Origin of the sequence: Desulforhabdus sp. TSK (assembly GCF_022836495.1) — a bacterium.
In the GTDB taxonomy this organism is placed as follows: domain Bacteria; phylum Desulfobacterota; class Syntrophobacteria; order Syntrophobacterales; family Syntrophobacteraceae; genus Desulforhabdus.
The window spans coordinates 76,461-102,191 of the sequence record NZ_BQXM01000005.1 but is presented as its reverse complement, the minus strand read 5'-3'; the positions used below and the strand labels follow the sequence as shown (position 1 = coordinate 102,191).

Annotated in this window: 20 protein-coding genes; 10 read left to right on the top strand and 10 right to left on the bottom strand. The window is 57.6% G+C overall.

The window, feature by feature from the left end; translation table 11 throughout:
• Positions 1–40: 40 nt before the first annotated feature.
• Positions 41–904, top strand: coding sequence for a thioredoxin domain-containing protein (locus MWC30_RS04790; protein WP_244083017.1), 864 nt, complete (start codon positions 41–43; stop codon positions 902–904).
• Positions 905–1,127: 223 nt separating this feature from the next.
• On the opposite strand, the gene MWC30_RS04785 is transcribed toward MWC30_RS04790, so the two are convergent.
• The 9 genes from MWC30_RS04785 to nifH form a co-directional block, all read right to left on the bottom strand.
• Positions 1,128–2,396, bottom strand: a complete 1,269-nt coding sequence (locus MWC30_RS04785; protein WP_244083016.1) for a radical SAM protein — start codon at positions 2,394–2,396, stop codon at positions 1,128–1,130.
• Positions 2,397–2,436: 40 nt separating this feature from the next.
• On the bottom strand, positions 2,437–3,807 hold the full coding sequence (locus MWC30_RS04780) for a nitrogenase component 1 (RefSeq protein ID WP_244083015.1): 1,371 nt from the start codon (positions 3,805–3,807) through the stop codon (positions 2,437–2,439).
• A 4-nt stretch (positions 3,808–3,811) separates the two neighbouring features.
• A complete protein-coding gene (gene nifE, locus MWC30_RS04775; RefSeq protein WP_244083014.1) occupies positions 3,812–5,182 on the bottom strand; it encodes a nitrogenase iron-molybdenum cofactor biosynthesis protein NifE in 1,371 nt (456 codons plus the stop codon).
• Positions 5,183–5,272: 90 nt separating this feature from the next.
• Positions 5,273–5,575: a ferredoxin gene (locus MWC30_RS04770; protein ID WP_244083013.1), complete on the bottom strand. Its 303-nt coding sequence runs from the start codon at positions 5,573–5,575 to the stop codon at positions 5,273–5,275.
• 14 nt (positions 5,576–5,589) lie between these two features.
• A complete protein-coding gene (locus MWC30_RS04765) occupies positions 5,590–6,966 on the bottom strand; it encodes a nitrogenase component 1 (RefSeq protein ID WP_244083012.1) in 1,377 nt (458 codons plus the stop codon).
• Positions 6,967–6,990: 24 nt separating this feature from the next.
• Entirely contained in the window at positions 6,991–8,652 is a 1,662-nt protein-coding gene (gene nifD, locus MWC30_RS04760; RefSeq protein WP_244083011.1) for a nitrogenase molybdenum-iron protein alpha chain, read from the bottom strand.
• A 30-nt stretch (positions 8,653–8,682) separates the two neighbouring features.
• A complete protein-coding gene (locus MWC30_RS04755) occupies positions 8,683–9,063 on the bottom strand; it encodes a P-II family nitrogen regulator (protein WP_244083010.1) in 381 nt (126 codons plus the stop codon).
• Positions 9,060–9,416 carry a P-II family nitrogen regulator gene (locus tag MWC30_RS04750; protein ID WP_244083009.1) on the bottom strand — a complete coding sequence of 119 codons (357 nt, stop codon included), beginning with the start codon at positions 9,414–9,416 and terminating at the stop codon, positions 9,060–9,062. Before MWC30_RS04750 ends, MWC30_RS04755 begins: the two co-directional genes overlap by 4 nt.
• A 44-nt stretch (positions 9,417–9,460) precedes the next feature.
• A complete protein-coding gene (gene nifH, locus MWC30_RS04745; protein WP_244083008.1) occupies positions 9,461–10,285 on the bottom strand; it encodes a nitrogenase iron protein in 825 nt (274 codons plus the stop codon).
• Between the two features lie 359 nt (positions 10,286–10,644).
• Here nifH and MWC30_RS04740 point away from each other — a divergent pair, with 359 nt between their 5' ends.
• The 7 genes from MWC30_RS04740 (at position 10,645) to MWC30_RS04710 (ending at position 23,823) form a co-directional block, all read left to right on the top strand.
• Positions 10,645–11,796: a glycosyltransferase family protein gene (locus MWC30_RS04740; RefSeq protein ID WP_244083007.1), complete on the top strand. Its 1,152-nt coding sequence runs from the start codon at positions 10,645–10,647 to the stop codon at positions 11,794–11,796.
• 231 nt (positions 11,797–12,027) lie between these two features.
• The gene (locus MWC30_RS04735) at positions 12,028–12,636 is read left to right on the top strand and encodes an ABC transporter permease (RefSeq protein WP_244083006.1); all 609 of its coding nucleotides are present in this window, start codon (positions 12,028–12,030) and stop codon (positions 12,634–12,636) included.
• Positions 12,637–12,845: 209 nt separating this feature from the next.
• Positions 12,846–13,580, top strand: a complete 735-nt coding sequence (locus tag MWC30_RS04730) for an ABC transporter ATP-binding protein (protein WP_244083005.1) — start codon at positions 12,846–12,848, stop codon at positions 13,578–13,580.
• A 4-nt stretch (positions 13,581–13,584) separates the two neighbouring features.
• Positions 13,585–18,318, top strand: a complete 4,734-nt coding sequence (locus MWC30_RS04725) for an FtsX-like permease family protein (RefSeq protein WP_244083004.1) — start codon at positions 13,585–13,587, stop codon at positions 18,316–18,318.
• 86 nt (positions 18,319–18,404) lie between these two features.
• Complete coding sequence (locus MWC30_RS04720) at positions 18,405–20,384, top strand: DUF6785 family protein (protein ID WP_244083003.1); 1,980 nt, start codon at positions 18,405–18,407, stop codon at positions 20,382–20,384.
• A gap of 71 nt (positions 20,385–20,455) precedes the next feature.
• Entirely contained in the window at positions 20,456–22,420 is a 1,965-nt protein-coding gene (locus tag MWC30_RS04715) for an OPT/YSL family transporter (RefSeq protein ID WP_244083002.1), read from the top strand.
• A gap of 17 nt (positions 22,421–22,437) precedes the next feature.
• Positions 22,438–23,823, top strand: a complete 1,386-nt coding sequence (locus tag MWC30_RS04710) for a TIGR04282 family arsenosugar biosynthesis glycosyltransferase (protein ID WP_244083001.1) — start codon at positions 22,438–22,440, stop codon at positions 23,821–23,823.
• A gap of 123 nt (positions 23,824–23,946) precedes the next feature.
• Here MWC30_RS04710 and MWC30_RS04705 read toward each other — a convergent pair whose 3' ends face one another.
• On the bottom strand, positions 23,947–24,231 hold the full coding sequence (locus MWC30_RS04705; RefSeq protein ID WP_244083000.1) for a transcriptional regulator: 285 nt from the start codon (positions 24,229–24,231) through the stop codon (positions 23,947–23,949).
• 208 nt (positions 24,232–24,439) lie between these two features.
• Here MWC30_RS04705 and MWC30_RS04700 point away from each other — a divergent pair, with 208 nt between their 5' ends.
• Complete coding sequence (locus MWC30_RS04700; RefSeq protein ID WP_244082999.1) at positions 24,440–24,769, top strand: phasin family protein; 330 nt, start codon at positions 24,440–24,442, stop codon at positions 24,767–24,769.
• A gap of 90 nt (positions 24,770–24,859) precedes the next feature.
• Positions 24,860–25,717: an aldo/keto reductase gene (locus tag MWC30_RS04695; protein ID WP_244082998.1), complete on the top strand. Its 858-nt coding sequence runs from the start codon at positions 24,860–24,862 to the stop codon at positions 25,715–25,717.
• Positions 25,718–25,731: the final 14 nt, after the last annotated feature.

The following is a 25,731-nucleotide window of genomic DNA, read 5'->3' as shown; positions in this document are numbered from 1 at the left end:
CCTTTTCACGCACCTTCAACCATCAAACAAGGAGAACCAGATGGCAAAACGCGTCTTTATCCTACCGGTACTGGTATTCAGTGCTCTAGCCCTTTTTGCGAGCACCGCCATGGGCAAGGTAGCATGGCAGGCACTGCCTGACATGAAGATGACAAGCGGATTCAAGGACATCGCTGTCACTCTGGATGGGCGGTGGACATTTGTTCTGACCGCGAAAGGCGATGTTCTCATCTACTCGCCGGATGGAAAATTGGAAGACACCCTTGAAATAGGGGGGAGTTTTGACAGCATCACTTGCTCAACCGTTGGGGACAAGATCTATCTCGGCAACCGGAGCGAAGGAACGCTCCAGGCGCTCGAACTGGAGTTTCTCAAACAGATCGATACACAGGGCGCGCCTGTAGAAGGTGCCCCTGATGCACCCATCGAGATCGTAGTCTTCACTGATTTTCAATGCCCCTATTGTGCGGCACTGGTGCCTGTTCTAAAGCAGGTACTCGAGAAGTATCCAGGCAAGGTGAAAGTTGTTTTCAAGAACTTTCCACTGGAAATGCACCGCATGGCAGCCCCTGCAGCAATTGCGTCCCTGGCAGCCCAAAAGCAGGATAAATTCTGGCCTTATCACGATAAGCTTTTTGAAAATCAAAAGGAGTTGAGCGAACAGAAATTCACGGAAATTGCGACTGAGCTGAAGCTCGATCTGACCCATTTCAACGCCGATCTGAAGGCCCCTGAGCTCCAAATGAAGGTGAGGCAGGACATGCAGGATGGCCGTAATGCGGAAGTGCGCGGCACGCCGGCTGTCTTTATAAACGGCAAGCTTCTCAAGGACAGAAGTCTAAAGGGCTTCAGCGACTCGATCGAAAAATTGCTGCAGGCCGGCGAAGAGCAGAAGAAAAAATGAGATCCGGTTCCGAGTCTGCTGGAATATAGAGCTGAGCTCCACTGTAAAATCCCCCCTGCCCCCCTTTGCCAAAGGGGGGAAAGCGCAACTCCCCCTCTTTTGCCAGAAGGAAAAAGGGAAACTCTCCCCTTTGGCAAAGGGGGATTGAGGGGGGGGTATTGGTAAATCTTTCGGGAATCACGAACGGATAGTCGAAGAGCATGCCCAATTCTTGCCTGGTGCCTTAACAGCCCGCACCATCTCCCTGGCAACCCTTCCCCTGGGTGCAGCCATTTCTGCGGGCCTTGAGCCCCTGGAGGTTGCCGCCGCTGAAGACTGCTTCCAGCCCCATTTCTATGAATCCGCTCATTTCCACCGGCAGGATACCTGCCTGTGTCAGGATTTTTCTGGGGAATTCACCGATCCCGCTCACCAGGACGGCACGGCAGTCCATCAGGGTCCTTGCCAGTTCCTCCCACCTTTTGGGACCGCCTCCCGTCGGCGGAGCGCTCCTTTCGCCGACCTTCATGAAGCCTTCGGGCGTTTTCTTCCAGATGTGAAAACGGGAGGCTTCCCCCAGGTGCTGATTGACCAGCAGACCTTCCATGGTGCCCACGGCGACATAAGGCCTTTCGTCCGATGAGGGCAGCGATGTCGCACAGGTGGAAAGGCAGCTGCGAAACTCGCTGGTCTTGTCGTCATCCAGAAGCCCCACGGCATCAGCACGGCAACGGGTACAGTGGCGCATCTGGGGCAGGTGCTCTTCCGCCTTTTTGCGAATTGCCGTCATCTGTTCCCGACTGGGCTCCGGGACGGACTCGAAGGGTGTGTCTGCGTTGGGAAACATGGGCATGCAGTTGAGCAAGTCCACCCCGAGCTCCGCCATCTTTCTCGCCACATCCTCGATGTGATCGTCATTCACTCCCGGGATCACGATGGTGTTGATCTTGACAACGATGCCCTTCGCTTTGAGGGCCTCTATGGCTTCCAATTGGCGCTCCAGGAGGAGCTCGGCGGCCTGCAGCCCACGGTAAATCACTTTCCCATCCCGCACCCAGCTGTAGATTTTCCGACCGATTTCAGGGTCCACGGCATTGACGGTCAGGGTGACATGGGAAACGCCGATTTGAGCCAGTTCATCCACATGGGGCGCCAGGTTCAGCCCGTTGCTGGCCAGGCAGAGCAGCATTTCGGGATACTTTTCCCGGATGAGGCGGACGGTTTCCAGCATCTCGAAGGCGTTGGTGAAAGGATCGCCCGGCCCGGCGATGCCGGCCACCGTGATGCGCGGCTCCTTTTCCAGGACGCTTTCCATGTATCGGAGTGCCTGGACGGGGGAAAGCACGGCGCTCGTTACTCCCGGACGGCTTTCATTGACGCAGTCGTACTTCCGATTGCAGTAGTTGCATTTGATATTGCACTGCGGGGCCACGGGCAGATGGATTCGGCCGCATGCTCCCTTGACATCGGCATTGAAGCAGGGGTGTCGATCGAGATTCAGCTGGGTTAACATGGTCTTTGTCCTCATTTCTATGTTGCAGGCCACGGCGCCGCTAGATGTATCCATACCCCACAGGCGAATCCGCCTGTTTCTTCTCGATGAGCGCATTCACGATGCGATCCAGCAGGTGCTGCGCTCCCCTGTAGCCCAGGTGCAGAATGCGCTGACCTCCGAAGCGGTCGTGAATGGGAAACCCTACGCGTACGAGGGGGATATTCCATCGCTTTGCCAGGTGATACCCCTTGCTGTGCCCCACCAGGAGCTCCGGCGAGAGGGTCTCCGCCTCCTCAGCGAGCTCGTAGAAGTCCACTCCTTCCCGCACCAGGGGAGTCAAAGGAAGAATGTCCCGTGTCACTTCCTCGATGGCCTCTCTGAAGTGGCCGCTGCGTCCTCCCGATGCGCAGAGGACCGGCTGGATGCCGATTTCCACCAGGAACGCCGTCAAACCCACCACCAGGTCTTCTTCGCCGTAGACCACCGCCCGCTTTTCGCTGACGTACTTGTGGCCGTCCACGTAGGCATCGATGAGCCTCCCTCGTTCCGCACGATGTTTTTCAGGGGTTGGGACGCCCCGGATCTCTTCCAGAATTTGGAAGAATCCATCGGTTTCGCGCAGTCCGATGGGCATACCGACACCATGGAGAGGCACTCCGAAGCGCTCCTCCACCAGCTTCCCCGCAGTGGCAGACTTGCTCAGGGTTCTTCCCAATTCCACCGTCGCTCTAGAGCCTCCCATGTTCCGTATCTGCTGAATGGGTGTCCCTCCCGGCGGGATCTTTTCGTAGTCCTGGGCGGCAGGTCCGTCCAGGGTCTCGGAAAGGTCCGGGAGAATGATCCCTTTCAGGCCGAAGTCCTGGAGAATTTCCTTCAGGTAGCGGAGGTCCGCCGGAGAAACGAAGCCCGGCATCAGATTGACCGCTTCCGTCCTCTCGCGGAGGTCCGCCAGTTGGTCCGCCACCGCTCTGACTGCGGCCTGAAAACCCTCCATGTGTGTCCCCGAATAGCTGGGAGTAGCCACATTGACCAGGGAAGGAATCGCTTCACTGCGCACGGCTTCCCCCATTTCCTTACGGAAAGCTCTCACGATCATGGGGACATCGTCCCCGATGGTTTCCGTCAGGCAGGTAGTGGCGATACCGATGAGCCCGGCCCCATACTTGGCCATGACGTTCTGAAGTCCCTGTTTGAGATTGGCTTCCCCGCCGTAGACCGCATGCTTTTCGCCGAGGGATGAAGAAGCGATGTCCATGGGCTCCCGGTAGTGGCTGATGATGTAGCGCCGCATGTAGGTGGCGCAGCCCTGGGAGCCGTGCAGGAAGGGAACGGTTCCTTCGATGCCGCGAAAAGCGAGGCAGGCGCCCATGGGTTTGCACAGCTTGCAGGCGTTGGTGGTGGATACGTAGGGTGCAGGTGATTTTTTCATGGGTTTAGCCTCTCCTTCCAGCTGTCTTCCGGGGCACGAAGCGCCATACGGGACTCACGACGGATGCGTGGATTTCTTTGGCGAAGTTGAGCATCCCGATGAAACCTTCCAGGGGCTCCTTGCGCTCGTGGTTGTGATCGCAGAATCCCACTCCCAGCTTGTAGGCGATGGGCCGTTCCTTGACGCCCCCCACGAAGACGTCCACATCCTTTTCTTTTAGAAACGAGGAAAGCTCGAGGGGATTGGAATCGTCCACGATGATGGTTCCGTCGTCGGTGATTTCATGGAGCTCCTGGTAGTCCTCTTCCGTGCCTGTCTGGGAGCCGACCAGCACCACCTGCATGCCCAGGAGGCGAAAGGCCTTGACCAGGGAAAATGCCTTGAACGCTCCGCCCACATAGATGGCCGCTTTCTTCCCCGAGAGGGCTTTACGGTACTTCTGCAGCTGCGGATAGAGGATCGAAAGCTCTTCCTTCACCAGGGCTTGGGTGCGGGCCATTATTCCCGGGTCCCTGTCGCCGAAGAAGCGCGCCACAGCGTAAAGGGATTCGGCCATGTCTTCCACGCCAAAGTAAGACACCCTCTGGAAGGGGATACCGAAGGCTTCCTGCATCATTTTGGCCAGGTCCATGGTCGCTCCCGAGCACTGCACCACGTTGAGGGCCGCTCCATGAGCGCGGCGAAGGTCGTCGACCCTGCCGTCTCCCGTGACGTTGGCTACCGTTTCAATCCCCATGCGCCGGTAGTACTCCTGGATGATCCAGATTTCACCCGCCAGGTTGAAATCCCCCAGGATATTGACGCTGAGGGGGGAGATGCCCGTCGTATCCCCCGTCCCGATGAGCCGGAACATGGCATTGCAGGCGGCATGGTAGCCTTCACGCTTGTTCCCCTTGAATCCTTCCGACTGCACAGGAATGACAGGGATTCCCTTTTCACCGCTCACCCGCTTGCACACGGATTCGAGGTCGTCTCCGATGATTCCCACGATGCAGGTGGAATAGACAAAGGCGGCGTTGGGGGAGTGGCGGTCGATGAGCTCCACGAGGGCCCTGGTGAGCTTTTCCTCCCCGCCGAAGATGACATCCTTTTCCTGCAGATCGGTGGAAAAGCTCAAGCGGTGCAGCTCCGGCCCCGAGGAGAGGGCTCCACGGATGTCCCAGGTATAGGCGGCGCATCCGATGGGACCGTGAACCAGGTGCAGCGCATCGGCTATGGGATAGAGCACCACGCGGGAGCCGCAAAAGACGCAAGCCCTCTGGCTGACGGCTCCTGCCAGGCTTTCCTTGTTGCAGGAGATCTCGAAAGGCTCCTCTCCCTTGCGATGGATCTGGTCTTTGCGTTCCTGAAAGATGACGGAGTGGTCGGTATTCATGGCTTTCCTCTTTTCCACCGCCCGTTGCGGCATTCATCCCGTAAGCACCCGGTTGTGGCACGTCTCCCTGACCGTGCCACAGCCGAGCCATCAACACAGGAGATATTCAGTTGCTGCCTCTCCTGCCTCGAGGGCATCCAAAATGGCGTCCACAGCCTCTTCGCCCGCGACCCCCCTGTACCAGTGCCCCTGGGGGTAGACGATGACGACGGGGCCTTCTTCACAGAGCTTCAAACATCCCGTGGTGGTCACCATGGCGTTGATGCCCCGATCGGCAAGCTCCTCCTCCAGGTACGGGACCAGCCCCATGGATTCCTTCTTGATGCATTTTCCCTTGGCTTCCGTGCCCCTGAAGCTGGCACAGACAAAAATATGATGATCCGGCTTCTGCATGGCTTGTGTCCTCCCTACATGACCAATTCGAATCGCTCTTCGGGGGCATCCCGATCCTGGCGATCCAGGAGCGCATCCAGGATCTTTTCCAGGAGCCGCATCCCGCCCCTGTAGCCAACGGTGGGGAAGTAGGCGTGGCCGATGCGGTCGAGGATGGGAAACCCGAAGCGCACGAAGGGGATGTCCTCATCACGTGAAATGTATTTGAGGTAGGTGTTTCCCATCATGAGGTCCACCGGTTCGTTCTTGATCCACTGGTGCAGGAGGAACATGTCCCCCTCGGCACGGACCTTGACCTCGTGGGGCACCTCTCTCGTGAGCTCCCGGATCCTGGATTCAAACTTCTTCCCCGGCGTCCCTGTCACCACGTAAACCGGCATCATATCGATGGAAACCAGGAATTCCACGAGGGAGACCAGCTGGTCGGGGTCTCCCACGAGGGCCACTTTTTTGCCGTAGAAGTACTGATGCATGTCCGTGATGATGTCGAGGAGCTGCCCTCTTTCCAGGTTGATGGAGTCCGGAACGTGCACTCCGCCCAGCTTGCGCAGGGCATCCACAAACCGGTCCGTGGCGCTGAGTCCGATGGGCAGATCCAGGATTTCGCACGGCACCTTGCATTTGGTGTCGAGGGCCCGGGCCGCCGGACCGGACGCCATGGGACCGAGCGCCACAGTGGCTTTGCTGTCGCCCGTGCCCATCAGAGCGTCGACGGTGACTCCCCCACGCGGATACATCTCGAACTTGCCCGTTTGAGGACGGTTCAGCACGTTGGACGTGTCGGGAAAAAGGATCGTCTGTATGCCGAGCCTCCCGGCCATGCGCTTGATCTCCTCCATATCGGCGGGCTCTACGTAGCCGGGAATGATATTGATCCGGTCTTCCTTTTTGCCCGTCGAGGCTGCAAAGTAGTCCACCATAGCTTTGGTCATATTTGCAAAGCCCGTCACATGCGAGCCCACATAGCTGGGGGTGTTGGCATGGATGACGTATTTCCCCCTGGGAATCTTGCCGTCGGCCTCCGCCTTCCGCGCAATCTGGGGAATGTCGTCCCCGATGGTTTCCGAAAGGCAGGTGGTATGGACCGCGATGACTTCGGGCTGGTAGACCGTAAAAATATTGTCGATGGCCTGCACCAGGTTTGCCTGGCCACCGAAGACGGACGAGCCCTCCGTGAAGGAGCTTGTGGCGGCCATGACCGGTTCCTTGTAATGCCGTGTCAGGGTGCTGCGATGGTAGGCGCAGCATCCCTGGGAGCCATGGCTGTGGGGAAGACAACCGTGAATCCCGAGAGATGCATACATGGCACCGATGGGCTGACAGGTCTTGGCCGGATTGATGGTCAAAGCGCTGCGTTCTTTAACTTCTTTGGGGGTATGTCGGAGCAGCATGGGCCTTATCCTTCCTCATAATGTTCAATCACACGCATATTTTGCGGAGAGCTCGGGGGACTTCTGCCAGGGGGCCTTGAGGCTGTTCCACACCTTGCTGTTCACCATGCGATCGATTTCTTGGTAGAAATTTACGGCGCCCTTGAATCCCGCATAAGGTCCGCCGTAATCGTAGCTGTGAAGCTGCTTCAGGGGGATTCCCTGCTTCTGTACGACGTATTTTTCCTTGATGCCCGCACAGAAGATGGAAGGTTTATAGATTTCCAGGAGCTTCTCCGTCTCGTACTGGCTGATGTCGTCGATCACGAGGGCCTGGTTGTCCATGTCCCGCATCATTCCCTCATAATCCTTGAATTCAAACCCTTCCTGAGCAAGCCGCTCCAGTTCCTCCGGACTCTTCCTCGGGCGGAATCGTTCGGGATCCGGTGTGACTTCAAGCTCCTCAATATTACGGCTATCCGCATCGACTTTGATGGTGGGCAACACTTTTCGGCCTTCATAGTCGTCCCTGTGTGCAAATTCATACCCGGCGGAAATCGTCTTCATTCCCATCTCTTTGAAGAGCTCCTGGTAATGATGGGCGCGGGAGCCTCCCACAAAGAGCATGGCTGTCTTGCCCTGGCACCGCGGGCGGACTTCCTCTCGGACCTTCAGGATCTCCGGCATCTCTTCAGCGATGACGGCTTCCACCCGGTCGCTGAGCTCCTGATCCTGAAAATAGTGCGCGATCTTCCGGAGGGATTTCGCCGTAGCTTCAGCCCCGATGAAGTTGATCTTGATCCAGGGAATTCCGAATTTTTCCTCCATCATTTCGGCGACATAATTAATGGAACGATGGCACATGACGGTGTTGAGGTCCGCCGTGTGGGCATTGGCGAACTGATCGTACGTCGAATTTCCGCTGAAGGTGGAGACCACAGTGATGCCGCATTTCTCGAGAACTCGATCGATTTCAAAGGCATCCCCTCCGATGTTGTATTCTCCCAGGAGATTGATCTTGTACTTTCCTTCCTTCACGGAGTCATCGAGCCCCACCACGTGGGTGAATATCCCGTTGTTGGCGATGTGGTGGCCCGCGGACTGGCTCACTCCCTTGTAGCCCTCGCAGCTGAAGCCGAAGACGTTGATGCCCAGGGCCTCGCGCATCTCCCGCGCCACTGCGTGGACATCGTCTCCGATGAGCCCCACGGGGCACGTGGAGAAGATGCTGATGGCCTTGGGCTTGAAGAGATCGTAGGCTTCCTGAATGGCTGCCTTGAGCTTCTTTTCCCCTCCGAAAACGATGTCTTTGTCCTGCATGTCCGTGGAGAAGCAATAGGTCATGAAGTTCTCATCGTTTTCCGTCGGGGGCCGGGTCTGATTCCTGCGAGTCAGCCAGCTGTAAAAACCGCACCCGATGGGACCGTGGGTGATATTGACGATGTCGCGGGTCGGCCCCAGGATGACCCCTTTGCAGCCGGCATACGTGCAGCCCCTTTGAGTGATAATCCCCGGGGTCGTTCGCACATTGGCACCGATTTCCAGGCCTTCACTGCAGGAGGCGAGCTTGTTGACGACAATCTGCTTGGCCCGTTTGCGCGCCACCTTGGTAGGGTATTTTTCCAGAAGCTCCTTCTTAAGCACCTCTGGATCGACTCCTTCAGTTTCCTCTTCGAGATTCAATTTCTCTTCACATATGGAGGACATCGTATTTCTCCTCATGTCCAATCAACCGTTTCAAACCTCGTCCAGCACGCTGTCGCCGCCCTCGCCCGTCCTCACGCTGTAGGAGTTGTTTGCCGGCATGACAAAAATCTTTCCGTCACCGGATTTCCCGGTCTGATTGACCTTGATGATGGTTTTCACCACCCTGGGAACCAGCCTGTCGGGCACCACCACAAGGATCAGCCTCTTGGGAATGAGACGCTGACTCTGCCCCAACTGGGCGATGGCTTCTTCGTAGCCCTTTTCGGCGCCCTCCAGCAGCTTTGTGTCCACCAGTCCCTTGCCGCGCCCCAGAACGTCCTTGGCGGTCATGGAAGAGATGCCCGCGTCTGAAAGGGCCCGCTTGGTCTGGTTCATCATGTTCAACCGCACGATGGCCATGACTTCTTTCATATCTTCACCTCTTCGGGTTCCGCTCCCGTTCTTTCCTTGATCCCGGAGCTGATGGTGTAGACCTCTTCGACGGGCGTGATGAATATCTTGCCGTCCCCGAAGGCCCCTTTCTCCCCTGTCCTGGCGGCCTTCATGACGGTCTTGACGACAAATTCCTTGTCTGATTCCTTCACCACGGTCAGCAGCAGCTCCTTGGGAATCTCGTCATAGGTGACCTCACCGATCTTGATTCCTCTCTGCTTGCCCCGGCCGACCACGGACATCTTGGTGACGGCCGGAAATCCCGCCTCCATGAGAGCGGCAAGGACGTTGTCCACCTTTTCAGGTCTTACGATGGATCTGATCATCAACATGGGGTGCTCCTTCTTGCTGGGCTTGCGTTAATGTCCTGAAGGCTTCATCCGGCCAGGCCGTATTCGATGAGCAGCTTCTCCAGTTCGTCCGTGTGCATGGGCTTGGGGATGACGTGCATGGTATTGTCTTCCACCTTTTTGGCCAGGGTCCGATATTCATCGGCCTGGGCGTGCGCCGGGTCGAAGGAGATAACGGTCTTCCGGTTGATTTCCGCTCGCTGAACCATATTTTCCCGCGGCACGAAATGGATCATTTGGGTGCCCAGCTTCTTAGCGAAGGCCTCGATCATTTCCTGTTCGTTGTCCACGTTGCGGCTGTTGCAGATGATTCCCCCCAACCGCACACCACCCGCTTCAGCAAACTTGACAATCCCCTTGCAGATGTTATTAGCGGCGTACATGGCCATCATTTCACCCGAGACGACGATGTAGATCTCCTGGGCCTTGCCCTCGCGGATGGGCATGGCGAACCCACCGCACACCACATCCCCCAGAACGTCGTAGAACACGTAATCCAGGCTCTCACTTTCTGCGTACGCTCCCAGCTGCTCCAGCAGGTTGATGGAGGTGATGATCCCGCGTCCGGCACAGCCGACTCCCGGCTCGGGGCCTCCCGATTCCACGCAGATGGTGCCGGCGAACCCGATTTTCCGAATGTCGTCGAGCTCCACATCCTCGCCTTCGGCACGCAAAGTATCGAGCACCGTGTTCTGGGAGAGCCCCCCCAGGAGCAGGCGGGTCGAATCGGCTTTGGGGTCGCACCCCACCACCATGACCTTCCGCCCCATTTCCGCCAGCCCCGCCACTGTATTCTGAGTCGTCGTGGACTTGCCGATCCCGCCTTTGCCGTAGATTGCGATCTTTCTCATGGTGCTTCTCCTTTTCAGTTTCATTCACTTCAGTTGACCGCTTTATTGAGCAGGGAGCATGCCAGGCATTGAAAGAGGAGGGGCAATGGACGCCAAGATTCCGTAATCAATGGTTTTATCGTATGTACATCTCTCGATGAAGGTGGGACGGCGAAGAGAAAAGGTTCACAATAATGTAAACATGTACCTTTCCTTTCTGTAACATTTTGGAGGCGTGCCTTCTCCGGAGTGGGAAGCCACCGGATCAATTTCATTCAGATGTTTCGGAAGTGGTGGTAAAGTACGATCTTTAGGCTGGGAGGATTTTCCCATCGGGAAGAACCGGCCCCCCTGACAACAATCCGGGAGAAATGCCTTCGATGAGAATCATGCTTTACAGCCAACACGTTTTGGGAATCGGACATTTTTTCAGAAGCATGGAAATCGCCAGGGCGCTGGATCGGCATGAAATCCTGTTCGTGGAGGGGGGAGACCCGTTGCCGGGATTTGTTCCCCCTGCCCATGTCAGGCGGTTCATCCTCCCGTCCATCATGATGGATGCGGACTTCAAAGCCCTGGAAATTCAGGAGGGCACCCTCCAAGAAACCAAGCTCACGCGACGGCGGATGCTCATGGAGGCTTTCCGGGATTTTGCTCCCCATGTCCTCCTCACGGAGCTTTTCCCCTTTGGACGGAAGCAATTTCGTTTTGAACTGGAGCCCCTGTTGGAGAAAATCCAGCAGGAGAAACGGCGCACCAAGGTAGTTTGCAGCCTGCGGGACATCCTGGTGGAGAAAAAGGATCAGGCGGCTTACGAACAGGGAGTGCTCGCGCTGTTGAACCGCTATTACGACCTGCTGCTGGTCCATTCCGACCCGCACCTGATTCCCCTGGAAGAAAGCTTTGAACGGATCCATGAGATCCGCATACCGGTCCGGTATACCGGATTTGTCGTGAGGGATTCGGAACCGCAGCGGAGAAAATCCGGAGCGGAAAAAATCATCGTGGCGAGCAGTGGCGGCGGCAAAGTGGGAAGGGATCTCCTGGCAGCCACCATCCAGGCGGTTCAGAAGCTGACGTCGGTAAATCTCCAGCTAAGAGTTTTTACCGGTCCGTTTATGGAGGAGGCGGACCGGGAGCTTCTCTCGGCTCTGGCAGCGGAAGATTCCCGGGTCCAGTTGTTCCCCTTTTCCCTGGACTTTCTGCAGGAGCTGGCCGAGGCCGACCTTTCCATCAGCATGGCGGGATACAATACCTGCATGGATATTCTCAGCACGGGAATTCGCGCCCTGGTCCACCCTTTTCCACAAAACCGCGAGCAGGCTCTACGCGCCGGGAAGCTGGCAGGGTTAGGGCGCCTCAGGATCCTCCCTTCCCTGGATGTTTCCACACTGTCTGGATGCATCGCCGAAGAACTGGACGGCGGAGGAATAACCGCTCCGACAGGGATCGACCTTCAAGGAAAGGCAAACACAGCCCGTTGGATAGAGGCGTTTTTCGAGAAGGGGAAATGCACATCCCGTTTCCCTTGAAAAATTGCAGCGCAATCATTAATATCTGAGTTGTTCTTGCCTGATTGAAAATACTCGCACTGTTGGCCTGATTCACTTTTCACTGGATTCCGAAGCGCCCCGTACGGGGTATGACCGCTGTAGAGCACCACAGCGGGCGGACGGTTCTTCCTTTGCTCATTTGACTTTTATGGGTGAACGCCGGTGCCGAAATCTGTTCAAAGACAAGTTGTTCTTCCCTGGAAGCAGGTTTTGAAGATCTCCTTCAATTCCATCAAGGTCAGGTTCTTTCGATCGCTCATCACCACTCTGACACTCACTCTTGCCATCGCTTTTGTGGCTTATATCCGGTCCGGTTACGAGCTCTTGAACGCCATTTGGACTCATGCGGATCTGTCGCTTCAGGAACGGATTCTCGCCGGCGGCTACGAGGCAGTCGACGGCCGGTTCGGCACCAGCCCCAAGGACACCTGGCTGGCGATCCTGTCCCTGATCGTCTGTGTCGTGGGCATCGTCAACGCGCAGCTCATGGCCGTCACCGAAAGGTTCCGAGAGATTGGGACCTTCAAATGCCTTGGGGCCTTGAACAGCTTTGTCGTGCGGATTTTTCTGGTCGAAGCGTTTTACCAGGGGCTTCTGGGGGGGCTTTCGGGAAGTGTTGTGGGAATAGTCGTCTCCACGGTCTCCATTGCCTGGAAGGTCGGCTGGCCTGCCTTTCGATGGTGGCCCTTCACGGGAATGCTCCTGACCCTGGGCTGGGGCCTGTTCATGGCGGCATCCCTCTCGCTGCTGGGAGTCATTTATCCGGCCCTCGTGGCTGCGCGCATGCAGCCGGCAGTGGCCCTGCGCACGGAGCAATAGAGGCCGTCAAAAGACTTCTTCTCAGGTGCTCCAGACATCGGGCTCTCTTATACTCTGCACGGATGAGATCGTGACTTTTTGACGGCCCTGTAGGAGCGGCTTCCAGCCGCGACAAAACAGCCGACTCCCAAGAGAGTCGCGGCTGGAAGCCGCTCCTACGAAAGTGCAGATTTCAACCGTTTACAGTATAACTTCCCGGAGGTTGCAGCATGGATCGGGAAATTGTGCATAACGTGGTGCGACTTTCGGAAGTGACGAAGGTCTTCAAGATGGGAGGCCTCCAGGTGGAGGCGCTCAAAGGGATCGACTTCGCCATCAAGGCGGGGGAATATCTTTCCATCATGGGTCCGTCGGGATCCGGGAAGTCCACTCTTTTCAACATGATCGGCGCCCTGGACAAGCCCACCACGGGGCGGGTCTTCATCGACGAAGTGGACGTGGCCCAGCTCGATGCCTATGAGCTGGCATGGCTCCGCTGCCGGAAGATCGGGTACATCTTCCAGACCTTCAACCTCATCCAGGTCATGACGGCCATCGAGAATGTGACGCTGCCCATGATTTTCGCGGGAATGAGTCGGGATGAATACCTGGAGAAGGGAATGGAGCTCTTGAGGCTTGTGGGGCTGGCGGAACGCTACCACCACAAGCCCTCGGAGCTCTCGGGCGGGCAGCAGCAGCGCGTGGCCGTGGCAAGGGCTCTGGCCAATGATCCGGCCATTATTCTGGCGGACGAGCCCACCGGAAACCTGGATCTCACCACGGGGGAGGAAATCATCTCCCTGTTGAAGCAGCTCTCCACCGAGCGCAAGGTCACCATCATTTCCGCCACTCACGACATCAAAATGTTGAATGTTTCCGACCGGGTGGTCTGGATTCGGGACGGCCGCATCGACCGTGTCGAGGAGCGGGCGAAACTGAAAATATCCGTGGGCGAGGTCGTTTGAAGCCATGGGAAAAAGACGGAGTGTCTTCCCGGGTTTTGTCGTGTTCATCCTGCTGCTGGCAATCCTGCCGACGTTGGGGTGGACCGGTGAAGCACCCCCTCAGCAGGTGCTCGATGACCTGACCTTTTTTGGAAGCATCCCCGATCGATCCACGGGGACTTCAGGCAGTGAGCGGGCGGCCGATTATATTCTGAAGGCCTTCGAAGAGGCGGGTCTCTCCAACATTGGGGTTCAGAAGTTTATGACCCCGGTCCCCGAAATGCTTTCAGCCACCCTGGAAATCGAAGGTCAAACCCTGGAAATCCACCCATGGGGTCCCAACCTGGTGTACCTGCCCATGACCCCCGAAGCGGGGCTGAGAGGCCCCCTCGTCTATGTGGGGACGGGGGACCTGGACGAGTTGAACGGCAAGGAAATAGAGGGGGCCATCATCCTCATGGACATGGCGTCCTTTGACAACTGGCCCAGGCTCTACGGCCTGGGGGCGCACGCTCTCGTATTCCTGGGAAATGAGGAGGCCAACATCGGCGAGTTCCGCGAGAAGGAAACCCCTACTCCCCTGGCCTTTCCCAGGTTCTGGGTCCCTCCCGAAACGGGGGAGAAGCTCAAAGCCATGGCTTTGGACCGGACGGTGGAAGCCGTCGTCAAATCCAGGTCCCAATGGCAAAACAAGATCGTGCGGAACTGCTACGGCTTCATCCCCGGGAAGGACCCGAAGCTCAGCAAGGAGCTGGTTGTTCTGGACGCCTTTTACGATGCGTCTTCGGCAGTGCTCGGCGCAGCCCCGGGAGCCGATGAAGCAACGTCCATCAGCGTTTTCCTTGCGGCCGTCCGCAGGTTGGCTCAAAACCCACCCGATCGCTCTGTGCTCTTCCTCGCCACAACGGGGAACGGACAGAGCCTGGCGGGCATGAGGCAGTTCATCTGGTCCATCACCACCCGCAAGAAACGGCTCCGCAACGAGGCGAAAGAGCTCCAGGCCAAGAGGAGGGAGGTGGATCGGCAGTTGGATCTCATTCGGTCGGCCGACCCCCTTTCCGTCCAGGAACCGCAGGATCGGGCACTCATGTGGGAGCTGCTCCTGGAAAAAGCCAAAGACAGAACGGACGCTCTCACTCGGGAGAGTCAATACCGCAAAATGCTCGGAGAGGATGTCGCCCCTGAGGACATCGAAGCCGCCCGCGCTTTTCGACGCCTCTCATGGCTCAACGACATGGAGTCCATGACGCCTGAGCAGCGCCCCCTGGCCATCCAGCTCCTGAAGGAGGCCGCCCCGGATCTCAAGAAAGTCCGCAAGGAGCTGAAAGACCGGAGGGATGTGTTCAATTCCACCCTGTCCCTGAGAAACATCGTGGATGAATACACTCCCATCTTTTTCCTCAGTCTCTATCTCTCCTCCCATTCACCCCATGTGGGACTGGTGGAAATGGGGGACACCTATCCCGTTCGCGGGAACGTGAGGCGCACGATGCGGGCGGGCAGGCTCGTCAACCTGCTCAATGCCATGGGGCCGAGAATTGCTCGAGAAAGCGGGCTCCCGAACATCCTGCGGGATACCTCCCGTGGAGGCGGCCAGGAGGGCGGCCTGGGCAAGTCTCCGGCAGTCCATCATCCGTGCTGTGACGTGGGGGCCCTGGCCGGTCTGCCCGCCGTCTCCCTCATGACCCTGGACGATTACCGGACACACTGGTCCACGCCCCAGGATACGCTGGACCGCGTCCACAAGGGCAATGTGAAGATGCTGGCTCAGTTTTTTCCGCCCCTGCTGGAAGAGCTTTTTTCACATCCTGCGCTGGCCACTCTGTCCGAGGGAGGAATCCGTGGGCTGGCCAGCCTGGAGGGACAGGCCAAGTTCATCCGCCAGGGAGAGCTCTTTCCCGACCAGCCAGCCCCCAATACCGTCATTTCCATCCTGCAGGGAGATTCGATTTTCAGGGCCATGGTGCACCAGGATGGGACCTTCTTCATCCCCGGGTTGGCCAACTCGCGGGTCGCTCTCGAAAAGCTGATCCTGGAACCGTACGGTCTCGATCCGGAAACGGGCCGGGTGGCATGGACGGCAGACAAGGCCCAGACGGGAAAAACCAACTACCGCATCAAGGTGAAGAGCGACCTGGCCAGTACGTCCCTCGTCATGTTTCACTGCCTTCAGACAGACGTGATAGGGGCCTTCAATCCCCGCAACCTGGGCCATCTCACCAAGGTACAGCTTCTCGACCGATCGACCGAAGCCACGCCTCTCCGCTACTGGTATTCCAGGATCGACGGCCGGAATACCAATGCCATTTCCATTTTTCTGGAAAAGGGAACCCGCTTCAAGCTCATTTTGTCTGAAACCCTTCTCGGAAAGGACTTCTTCCTCCTCAACAGCACTCCGGAATTCCCCACGGGCAAGGGTTTCCTCATCGGCAGCCCCCCGCAGATTTTTTTCCCGCCCGCTCAAGTGGCAAAAGACCTGAGTCTGCTGCTGGGGGAACGCCTCCAGAACCTGTTCAAGCACGGAATCACCAACCGCCACCTTCAGAACCTCTACGCCACGTCCATCGATGAACTGGAAAATTCCCGGAAGGACCTGGAAAAGAAGCAGTACGGCGCGTACTGGGAGCGGATACAGTCCGCCTGGGCCAAGCTGAACGTCGTCTACGCCGAAATTGAAAGCACTCAGCGGGATGTTCTGACGGGGGTCATGTTCTTCATTGCCCTCTTTGTGCCTTTTGCGTATTGCATGGAGCGCTACCTGTTCTGCTTCCGCGGCGTCTATCAGCAGATCGCTGCGTTCCTCCTGATTCTCATCCTGACCATCCTCGTCATCCGCGCCCTCCACCCGGCCTTTTACCTGACGTACAGCCCCATGGTGGTCATCATAGCCTTCTTCATTGTCGGCCTGTCCTTCCTTGTGTCCTGGATCATCTTCATGCGGTTCGAACATGAAATGGCCGGCCGGCACTCTCCCCTGGGAGGAACCCACCCGGCAACACCGCAGGCGAGCAAATGGCAGTCTTTCGGAGCGGGATTTTCCATCGGGGTATCCAATCTCAACCGCAGAAAGCTCCGAACGGGGCTGACCTGCATCACCTTGATCATCCTGACCTTCACCGTCATGTCCTTCACCAACGTCAAGAGTCTCCACACCACCACCCGCACGCGCATCGCCGACGTCGCCCCCTACCCCGGTGTGCTGGTGCGCCATCAGTATCGCCTCCCCCTGACGCTGCTGACACTGGAATATCTGCGCGCCCGCTTCGAACCCACCGCGACGGTCTGGCCCAAGGGCTGGATCGATCGATCCAACAATTCCGATCGCAGCCTTGCACGCATCTATCGGGACGGTGTCTATTCCTCCCTGGAGGGCATTCTGGGCCTGGGATCAAATCCCCCTGAAATCTTCAAGGACATTGTCCGGCACGGGCGGTGGTTCAACCCTCGTGAAACCCGGGTGGTGATTCTGCCCCTGGCCCTCGCGGAAAAGCTGAAGCTCCATCCGGAAAAGGACCTGAATGTGCCCGTTACGCTCCTGGGTGACACCTTCAAAGTCATCGGGTACTTTGACGGCAATCGTGTGGAAACCCTGAAGGACCTGGACCAGAATCCCATCACGCCCGCCTACATGGAGATGAGCCATAGCGAGGAGCTTTCCGAAGTGGAGATCGAGGCCATGCAATCAGGGGAAGAGATGCTGCCCCAGTCGGAGCGGTTCCGATTCGCCAACCCCAACACGACGGTCCTCATCCCGTTCCACGATTCCATCGATTATGGAGGGGAGCTCCGGACAGTGACCGTCCTGCCGTTTGCCGGAACGAGTCCCGTGGACATTGCCGACCAGCTTTCGTCCTGGCTCACCTATCCCCTTTTCGTGGGGGACAACGGCTCATGGTACCAGAGCGCCAGCAACACGCTGCGCTACCAGGGAGTGACCAACCTCTTCGTTCCCATTTTGATCGTCATCTTCATCACCCTCAACACCATGATCGGCCATGTGCATGAAAGGCAGCGCGAGATCTCGACGTACACGTCCGTCGGACTGGCTCCGACTCATGTGGGGTTCCTCTTCATCGTGGAAGCCCTCTCCATGGCCGTCATTTCGACGGTCATCGGGTACATACTGGCCCAGCTGAGCGCCCGCTATCTCGGGAACACCGCCCTCTTCTCGACGCTCACTTTCAATTATTCCTCTCTCGCCAGCGTCGCCTGCATGTTCCTCGTGTTTTCCGTGGTGTTCCTTGCCGCGCTCTATCCCGCGCGCATGGCCGCGGAAATGGCCATGCCCGACGTGGAGCGCACCTGGTCGCTGCCTGAGCCCGATGGGGACACACTGTTCATGAACCTGCCCTTCCTTCTGAAATACGAGGAGGAAAAAGGCATCATGGGTTTTCTGAACACATTCTATCTCGCTCATCAAGACATCACCCACGGGGCTTTTGCCGTGGACAGCGTGAGCCTCGACGAGGATGCCCCCCTCATGGAGCCCGGTGAAATGCCGGCACCGGTCTGCCTGATGATTCGAACCAACGTGTGGCTCGCTCCCTTCGACTTCGGCATCAAGCAGAGAATCCAGCTCTACTGCTGCCCCTCCCCGGATAATCCGGGATACCTGGAAATTGCCATTCGTATGATCCGCCTTTCAGGAGAACAGTCCGCATGGGTCAGGGCCAACAAAAATTTCATCAAGGCCTTGCGCAAACAGATGCTCCTGTGGCGCTTGATGGACCAGGAGGCCAAGTCGGCCTTCAGTGTATAGAAGCCGTTCCAACTGATGCGCTCCCCTCGCCGCCTCTTCGTATCCTATTATTTGGACACCGGCGGCACGATCGAGGATAATCCCGCATGCGAGAGACACACGTACGCTTGCCCGCCCTGCTGACGGGCTTCCTGCTGGCCGGTCTGGTGTGCGCCTTCACGCCTTATAACAACATCAAGATCCTGAACAGTCCCCTGGCGGGAGGGCATTTCCCCCTAGCCGCCTTTGGGTGCCTGCTCCTTCTGCTACTGGTCTTCAATCCTGTCCTGACTCGGGTGAGGCGGAGCTGGCGCTTCCATTTCGCCGAACTGCTCCTCATCTGGTCCATGATCACGGCCGCCTCCGGGATCGCTTACACGGGACTCCTCCGAACCTTCATCATCAACATCACGACCCCCAAGTGGTTTACAACCACCGCAGGCAACCTGGGAGAGATCCTCGTCCCCCTCACCCCGCCCTCCCTCTTTCCACAGGATCCCGAAATGCTTGCCGACCTTTACAGCGGCATGGACGGGGGGCTTGACATGAGCTGGTGGGAAATCCTCACCCGTATCCCCTGGTCCGCCTGGATGGTCCCTCTCTTCTGGTGGGGCCTGTTCGTTCTGCTGCTGTACACGGCGATGCTCGGCATGGTGGGGCTCTTCTCCCACCAGTGGATCGAAAATGAAAAGATGAATTTCCCGCTCCTGCGCGTTTTGGAGATGATGGGGGAGGCCGTCGAGGAAGGGGGCCTCTGGAAATTTTTTACTCAAAACCACTTCATCCTGGGGTTCAGCATTCCCGTCGTCCTGCACCTTTTCAACGGGCTGCACACCTATTTTCCAGAAGTACCCCAAATCCCCACCCTGATCCTCGCTCAGCCCTACATCCCCAAGGAAGGCCTGCTGTCGGGATTTTACAAGGCGAAAATCTACATTTACCCGGCTTTCATCGGCTTCGCCTTCCTGGCATCGAAGCAGGTTTCCTTCAGCTTCTGGTGCTTCTTCATCCTGGGCGGATTCCTGCCGGGGGTTTTACAGTTCGCAGGCTGGAGACTCCCGGCTGCAGCCCTGGGGACCACTTTCAGTCCGGTGCTGTCCCGCGTGGAGGAAATGCAGATGATGGGCGCCTTCGCCATTTTCTTTTTCTTCATTGTCTGGCTCGCCCGGGACCATCTGCGACTGGTCCTGCAATCCATCTTCAGAAAGCAGCCTCTGGCCGATGACTTTCGTGGACTCCTGGACCCACGAACGGCGTTTTTTCTTTTCGTGGGGGGCATTCTGGGAATGACCGGATGGCTCTGCTTCATCGGCATGGATCTCCTTCCGACCCTCCTGTTCCTGGGGGTCTGCTTCATGGTACAGCTGGTGATGACGCGACTGGTCTGTCAAGGGGGATTGCCGTACTTTACACTGGCCTTGGCCCCCTCGGATGGATTCCTGGCTTTTCTCAACACGCGCATCCTCTCCCCTGTGACCCTCTATATGTCCGTTGTCGTTCAAAAGGTGGCGTTTCTCGATATGCGGGAATCTCTCATGCCCTCACTCTTCCATGCCTCCAAGCTGTCGGAGAGGGCTGCGCCCAGGCGCCGGTTTCTCTGGGGTGTCCTGGCGTCGGTTTTCCTGGGGCTGGTCGTATCGTTTGCGGCCCTGCTGGCGGTCTACTACAAATACGGCATCAACACGCTCCCGGACGACTGGGCCTTGGAGACCGCCCGGCGCGTCCATGAAAATGCCGCCCAGCTCCTGAGCCATCCCGAAGAATACAAGCAATGGAGCATGACCTTCTGCATCATCGGTGCAGCCGTCATGGGATTCCTGGTTCTTGGATATCACCGCTATATCTGGTGGCCCCTGCACCCCATCGGTTATCTCACCGCCTACACGTCGGCCATGCAGGTGCTCTGGTTCGGCTTTTTCATCGGCTGGCTCTGCAACACCCTCGTCCTGCGCTATGGGGGAGTGAAGCATTATAAGGAAGTGCGCGGTCTTTTCTTCGGGTTGATCGTGGGGGACATGGTGATGGCCTTGATATGGCTGGTGGTGGGGTTTTTCGCTTCCATCAGTTATCACGTTCTCCCTCTGTGATGCAGCAGGGTCCATGGCGAAGTCTCTGAAGGCTTTCCTTCAACGGCAAGCCATTCCGGAAAGGTCTGAGGATGTACGAGGATAAAGAGCTCAAAGAATATCGAGATCTTTTACAGCCCCCCGAGAAATTCGAGGAAGGGTTCGGATGGAAATCCATCATCGGGGCAATCTTCATAGGATTCCTGATGATGCCCGGATCCATGTATCTGGGCCTGGTGATCGGCACAGGGGTAGGTCCCGCGGCTCGCTGGGTCACCATCATCATTTTTGCCGAAATTGCCAAGCGATCCTATACCCGGCTTCGCCAACAGGAAATCTTCGTCCTCTATTACATGGCGGGCGCGGCCATGGCCTCCCCCTTTTCCGGACTCCTTTGGAACCAGTACCTGGTGCAATCCGAAGCCGCGCGCATGCTGGGACTGACGCAGTTCATCCCCGCCTGGATAGCGCCTCCTCCCGGATCCGAATCCCTTGTGGATCGCACCTTTTTCCACCGAGACTGGATGGTTCCCATCCTTCTCATGATGGGCTTCGAAATCATATCCGCCGTCGACCATTTCGGTCTGGGCTATGCCCTCTACCGCTTGACTTCGGATGTGGAAAAGCTCCCTTTTCCCATGGCCCCTGTGGGAGCCCTGGGCAACATGGCGCTGGCGGAATCGGCGGACCGGGCGGAAACGAGCTGGAAATGGCGCGTTTTTTCCATCGGCGCCATGATAGGGCTGGCATTCGGAGCGCTTTATGTGCTGCTCCCGGCGGCTTCGGGGGTGATCCTTTCGGAGCCCATTCATCTCTTTCCCATCCCCTGGATCGACCTGACTCCTGTCACGGAAGATTTCCTGCCTGCCGTAGCCACGGGCATTCAGCTGGATCTGGGGCTCCTGTTCATCGGCATGGTCCTGCCCTTCTGGGCGGTCATCGGAGGGGGAATCGGGTTCCTCATCACCCTCATCGCCAATCCCATCCTTTACGAGCACGGCATTCTCCACCGCTGGCACAAGGGGATGGGGACGGTGGATACGGTCTTCGCCAACAACTTCGATTTCTATATGAGCTTCGGGATCGGGCTGGGTCTGGCCATTGCCGCCATCGGCATCTTCCACGTTTTTTTCAGCTTTCGCCAGAAATTCCAGGAATCCCTGAAGGAACGCTTCAAGATATTGTTCACACCGCCTCCAGGCCGCGGCGACTTCAGCATCTGGATCGCCATTGGCATCTATATCGTTTCCACGACAGCCTATATCCTGTTCTCCGCCTGGCTGGTGCCGGGCTTTCCCTGGATCTTTCTCGTGGCGTACGGTTTCATTTACACGCCCATCATCTCGTATGTTTCCGCGCGAATGGAGGGCATTGCGGGGCAGTTTGTGAGCCTCCCCATGGTGCGTGAAGCGAGCTTCATCGCCGCGTCCAAATTTTTCGGATACACGGGAATCGGCATCTGGTACGCTCCCATCCCTTTCCACAACTACGGAAAGGCCACCCAGCGGTGGAGGGAAATCGAGCTCACGGGCACGAGCTTCCGGAGCATCGTCAAGGCGGAAATCCTGGTCATTCCGGTGGTGCTCATCGCCAGCCTGCTTTTTTCTCAATACATCTGGCGCCTGGCTCCCATCCCCTCCACCCAGTACCCCTACGCCCAGGAGCTCTGGCACCTCCAGGCCCTGAACACCCTCCTGCTTCAAAGTGCCACCCTGGAGGGGAATTCGCCATTTTTCCAGGCCCTCAATGTCGACTACATGGCCCTGGGAATGGGGCTTGGCGTTCTCACCTACTGGGCACTCGCATCCCTTAAGCTCCCCGTCATGCTGGTGTATGGAGTCACCCGGGGACTGGGGCAATCCACTCCCCACGGCATTTTTCTTGAAATCATCGGAGCGCTGCTGGGACGGTATTATTTCATGAAAAAATACGGTGTCGCCTGGCGGCAGTATGCCCCGGTCCTGCTGGCCGGGTTCTCCTGCGGAATGGGCCTCATGGGCATGCTGGCCATGGGATTCACCCTCATCATGCGCTCGCTGGGAAGCCTTGCCTACTGAGGCAGGGAAGCCGGCCGGTGTCTTCATCCGTTTCAGACGCTCGATCCCGGGATATGGCCGCCACAGCAAGGGCAGTCCTGGTTTTCATGCGCGTACCCGAAGCAGGGCAGGTGAAATCGCGCCTGGCCGCCGGGGTGGGCGTGGAAGAGGCGGCGCGCATCTACCAGATCATGGTACGAAGAACCCTGGGGGTTTTGTCGGACTTCAAACGATCCAGGCCCGATGTGACGCTTTTCGTCTTTTTCACGCCGGCGGACAGAGTCGAGATCCTTCAAAAACATTACCCCGGCCCCTGGAGTTTTCTTCCCCAGGTGGGGCACCACCTGGGAGAACGGATGGACCGCGCCCTGCGTCAGGTCTTCGCCCTTGGATTTCAACACACCGTGCTGGTGGGTACCGACCTCGCCCACCCGGAAGGTGCAATATTGGAGGACGCCTTCCATGCTCTGGAAAAGGGGCTGACTCCCCTGGGGCCGGCCAGGGACGGCGGTTTCTATCTCGTGGGATTGCACCGACCCTGCTCCGCCCCGTTCCAGTTCGAGGAATGGGGAACCGATACCGTGTACGGGAGGACGGAAAAATCTCTCGCCGCCTCCGGACTGCAGGTCCTAAAGCTCAAGGAAAAGCAGGATGTCGATCGCCCCGAGGATTTCGAGCCTCTCCGGGACCATTTTTTCTTCAAAGAAAAGCTTTCCATCGTCATCCCCACGGTGCGGCCCCCCGAAGCCGTCAGCTCCTTCCTTCACCGCCTGGAACCCCAGCTCTGGCCCGGAGATGAAATCGTCGTGGCCCTCTCCGAAGGGATAACACCTCCCCGGAATGAGGAAGAAAGTGCCTCCATCCGTTGGATTGTCTCACGCAGGGGGCGTGGAATGCAACTCAATGCAGGCGCCCGGGCGGCAGAAGGAAGCATCCTCCTGTTCCTCCACGACGACTCGGTGCCCCCCCACCAGTTCGCCTATCATGTGCGCAAGATATCGCAGGACCCCGCCGTGAGCGTCGGCTGTTTTCAGCTTGCGTTCTCTCCATCTACACCCGCCCTGGATTTGATTGCCAGGTGGGCGAACCTTCGGGCGGGCCTGTTTGGGCTGCCGTACGGAGACCAGGGACTTTTCTGTCGCCATGCCGTCTTTTGGGAGGCAGGGGGATTCCGAAATCCCTTTCTCATGGAGGATGTGGACTTTGTGCGGCAATGTAAAAAAAGAGGGCGCGTGCTGAAGATTCCCGAAAGCATCCACACCTCCCCCCATCGGTATTTTAAAAGAGGCCTGCTGCGGGCTTCGCTCCAGAATCATTGCCTCATGCTGCTGTATTTCCTGGGAATGAGCAACCGGGGATTGTACAGGCTCTATTATGGGCGCGATCCCCAAGAGCCTGATGCACATCGGGATGGCATGGGCTGAGGCAGCAAAGCATAAACCGCCATCCTCCACCTCACGCGTACTTGGCAGAGAAAATCATCATCCAGAGCGGAAGGTTTTGAAGCCCCCCTTTGAAGGGGGATCAAGGGGGATGTGCAGCGGCTTTCACTGGATATGATACCTGGGGTCTTGCAGGTGCTCACCTTTGCAGCGGGGGCAGCGGCCTGGCTTGGAAAAGCGTCTCCGGTCTTCAAAGGTGAAGCCGCATTCCATGCAGCGCGCAGGGATGACTTTCAATTTTCTCTTCTGCCCCTGAACGGACCGGGCAATGTGCTCGAGATGGTACACCACGTCTTTTTCCGAAATCCCAAGGAACTGCGAGAGATCCCGGTCCGTATATTCCCCGCCGGCGAGCAGTTCTATCATCCGTTGCCGTATGGTTTCGTCCATGGAACGACTTCCCCTCCCCACTTTAGACTCATTTAAACTGATCCATCTTTACCCTTCGACGCAGGCTCCCTTGCTTTATCGTTCGTGCATGGCTAATTTGCAAGATACGTCTGAAGAATCACACTGTTCTCCTGCATCGTGATGGCCCATTTGAAACGATACAGTCTGTCTTGCGGTGGACGACACTTTTGAAGGAGTGATTGAGCTTATGCTGGAATTCATCAAGAAAGGGTTGCTGGCGGGGATTGGAGCGGTGGTGCTCACGAAGGAAAAGGTTGAAGAGGCCACACGGCGACTGGTGGAAGAGGGGAAGATTTCAACGGAAGAATCCGAAAAACTGACTGAAGAGCTCATCAAGACCGGGGAAAAGCAGTGGGAGGAAATCAACTCCAAGACCTCCGATACCATGAAGAAATGGGTGGAAAACCTTGAATTTGTCCGTAAAAAGGAATTGTCTGAATTGCAGGAACGGATCGAAATCCTGGAGCGTCGCCTGGCAGCCTTGGAATCGCGTGACAAGGAAGCCGGTACATCATGAGTTGAGGTGACACGCTCATGCAGCATTGTCCCCCACAGTGCACACCGTGTGCCTCATTCATCCAGAATATCATGCACCGAGGAGCTCATCGTGCAACCCAACGACATTTCCATGAGGCTGTTTGGAAAAACCGGAAGCGAAGTCACCTGTGTGGGGCTCGGAGGCGAGGGGATCCTGAGGACCTACGGGCAGGAAGAAGCTGCGGAGGCTGTCATACGGGAAGCGCTGGACCAGGGCATCCAGTATTTCGACTGTGCACGGGCCTATGCGGGCAGTGAGGGCTATTATGGCCGTGCCTGGTCGAAGAATCCCCACCAGCGGGCAAAAGTGTTCCAGGCGGGCAAATCGGCGCAGCGGTCCAGGACAAAGGCCATGGAAGATCTGGAGGGCACCCTCAGGACCATGGCCATAGACCATCTGGACCTGTGGCAAATCCACGATGTGAGGACCGAAGGCGATTTACAGGCCATTTCCGGGTCCGAGGGCGCCCTCGAAGCCTTCATCCAGGCGAAGAAAGAGGGAAAAACGCGCTTCATCGGAGTCACCGGCCACCATGATCCCGCCATTTTGAGTCGTGCTGTCGCAGAATGGCCGGTGGATTCCGTCATGATGCCCATCAACCCTGTGGAAGGGGTTCTGGGAGGGTTCATGGATTCCACCCTTCCCCTGGCCGTGGAAAGGGGTGTCGCCGTCATTGCCATGAAGGTTCTGGGTGCCTCCCACTATCTTTCACCGGAGATCGGGCTGACGGCGGACCTCCTCATCCGATTCGCTCTCTCCCAGCCCATCACGGTGGCCATCGTCGGCTGTTCCCTGCCCGAGCATGTACAGGTGCTGGCCAACGCCGCGCGAAACTTCACTCTTCTCGACCGCGAAGACCAGACGGACCTCATCGATCTCTTCAGCCCTTACGCTCGCAGACTTGCCTACTATCGCGGGGTCCTTTGAGCGGCAGAACACCG

Bases quoted from the DNA above. Each gene is read 5' to 3' on its own strand.
- MWC30_RS04705 (WP_244083000.1), bottom strand. From the start codon at position 24,231: ATGGACGAAACCATACGGCAACGGATGATAGAACTGCTCGCCGGCGGG.
- MWC30_RS04700 (WP_244082999.1), top strand. From the start codon at position 24,440: ATGCTGGAATTCATCAAGAAAGGGTTGCTGGCGGGGATTGGAGCGGTG.
- MWC30_RS04715 (WP_244083002.1), top strand. From the start codon at position 20,456: ATGTACGAGGATAAAGAGCTCAAAGAATATCGAGATCTTTTACAGCCC.
- MWC30_RS04780 (WP_244083015.1), bottom strand. From the start codon at position 3,807: ATGAAAAAATCACCTGCACCCTACGTATCCACCACCAACGCCTGCAAG.
- nifE (WP_244083014.1), bottom strand. From the start codon at position 5,182: ATGAATACCGACCACTCCGTCATCTTTCAGGAACGCAAAGACCAGATC.
- MWC30_RS04790 (WP_244083017.1), top strand. From the start codon at position 41: ATGGCAAAACGCGTCTTTATCCTACCGGTACTGGTATTCAGTGCTCTA.
- MWC30_RS04785 (WP_244083016.1), bottom strand. From the start codon at position 2,396: ATGTTAACCCAGCTGAATCTCGATCGACACCCCTGCTTCAATGCCGAT.
- MWC30_RS04720 (WP_244083003.1), top strand. From the start codon at position 18,405: ATGCGAGAGACACACGTACGCTTGCCCGCCCTGCTGACGGGCTTCCTG.
- MWC30_RS04770 (WP_244083013.1), bottom strand. From the start codon at position 5,575: ATGCAGAAGCCGGATCATCATATTTTTGTCTGTGCCAGCTTCAGGGGC.
- nifD (WP_244083011.1), bottom strand. From the start codon at position 8,652: ATGTCCTCCATATGTGAAGAGAAATTGAATCTCGAAGAGGAAACTGAA.
- MWC30_RS04755 (WP_244083010.1), bottom strand. From the start codon at position 9,063: ATGAAAGAAGTCATGGCCATCGTGCGGTTGAACATGATGAACCAGACC.
- MWC30_RS04740 (WP_244083007.1), top strand. From the start codon at position 10,645: ATGAGAATCATGCTTTACAGCCAACACGTTTTGGGAATCGGACATTTT.
- MWC30_RS04765 (WP_244083012.1), bottom strand. From the start codon at position 6,966: ATGCTGCTCCGACATACCCCCAAAGAAGTTAAAGAACGCAGCGCTTTG.
- nifH (WP_244083008.1), bottom strand. From the start codon at position 10,285: ATGAGAAAGATCGCAATCTACGGCAAAGGCGGGATCGGCAAGTCCACG.
- MWC30_RS04730 (WP_244083005.1), top strand. From the start codon at position 12,846: ATGGATCGGGAAATTGTGCATAACGTGGTGCGACTTTCGGAAGTGACG.
- MWC30_RS04750 (WP_244083009.1), bottom strand. From the start codon at position 9,416: ATGTTGATGATCAGATCCATCGTAAGACCTGAAAAGGTGGACAACGTC.
- MWC30_RS04725 (WP_244083004.1), top strand. From the start codon at position 13,585: ATGGGAAAAAGACGGAGTGTCTTCCCGGGTTTTGTCGTGTTCATCCTG.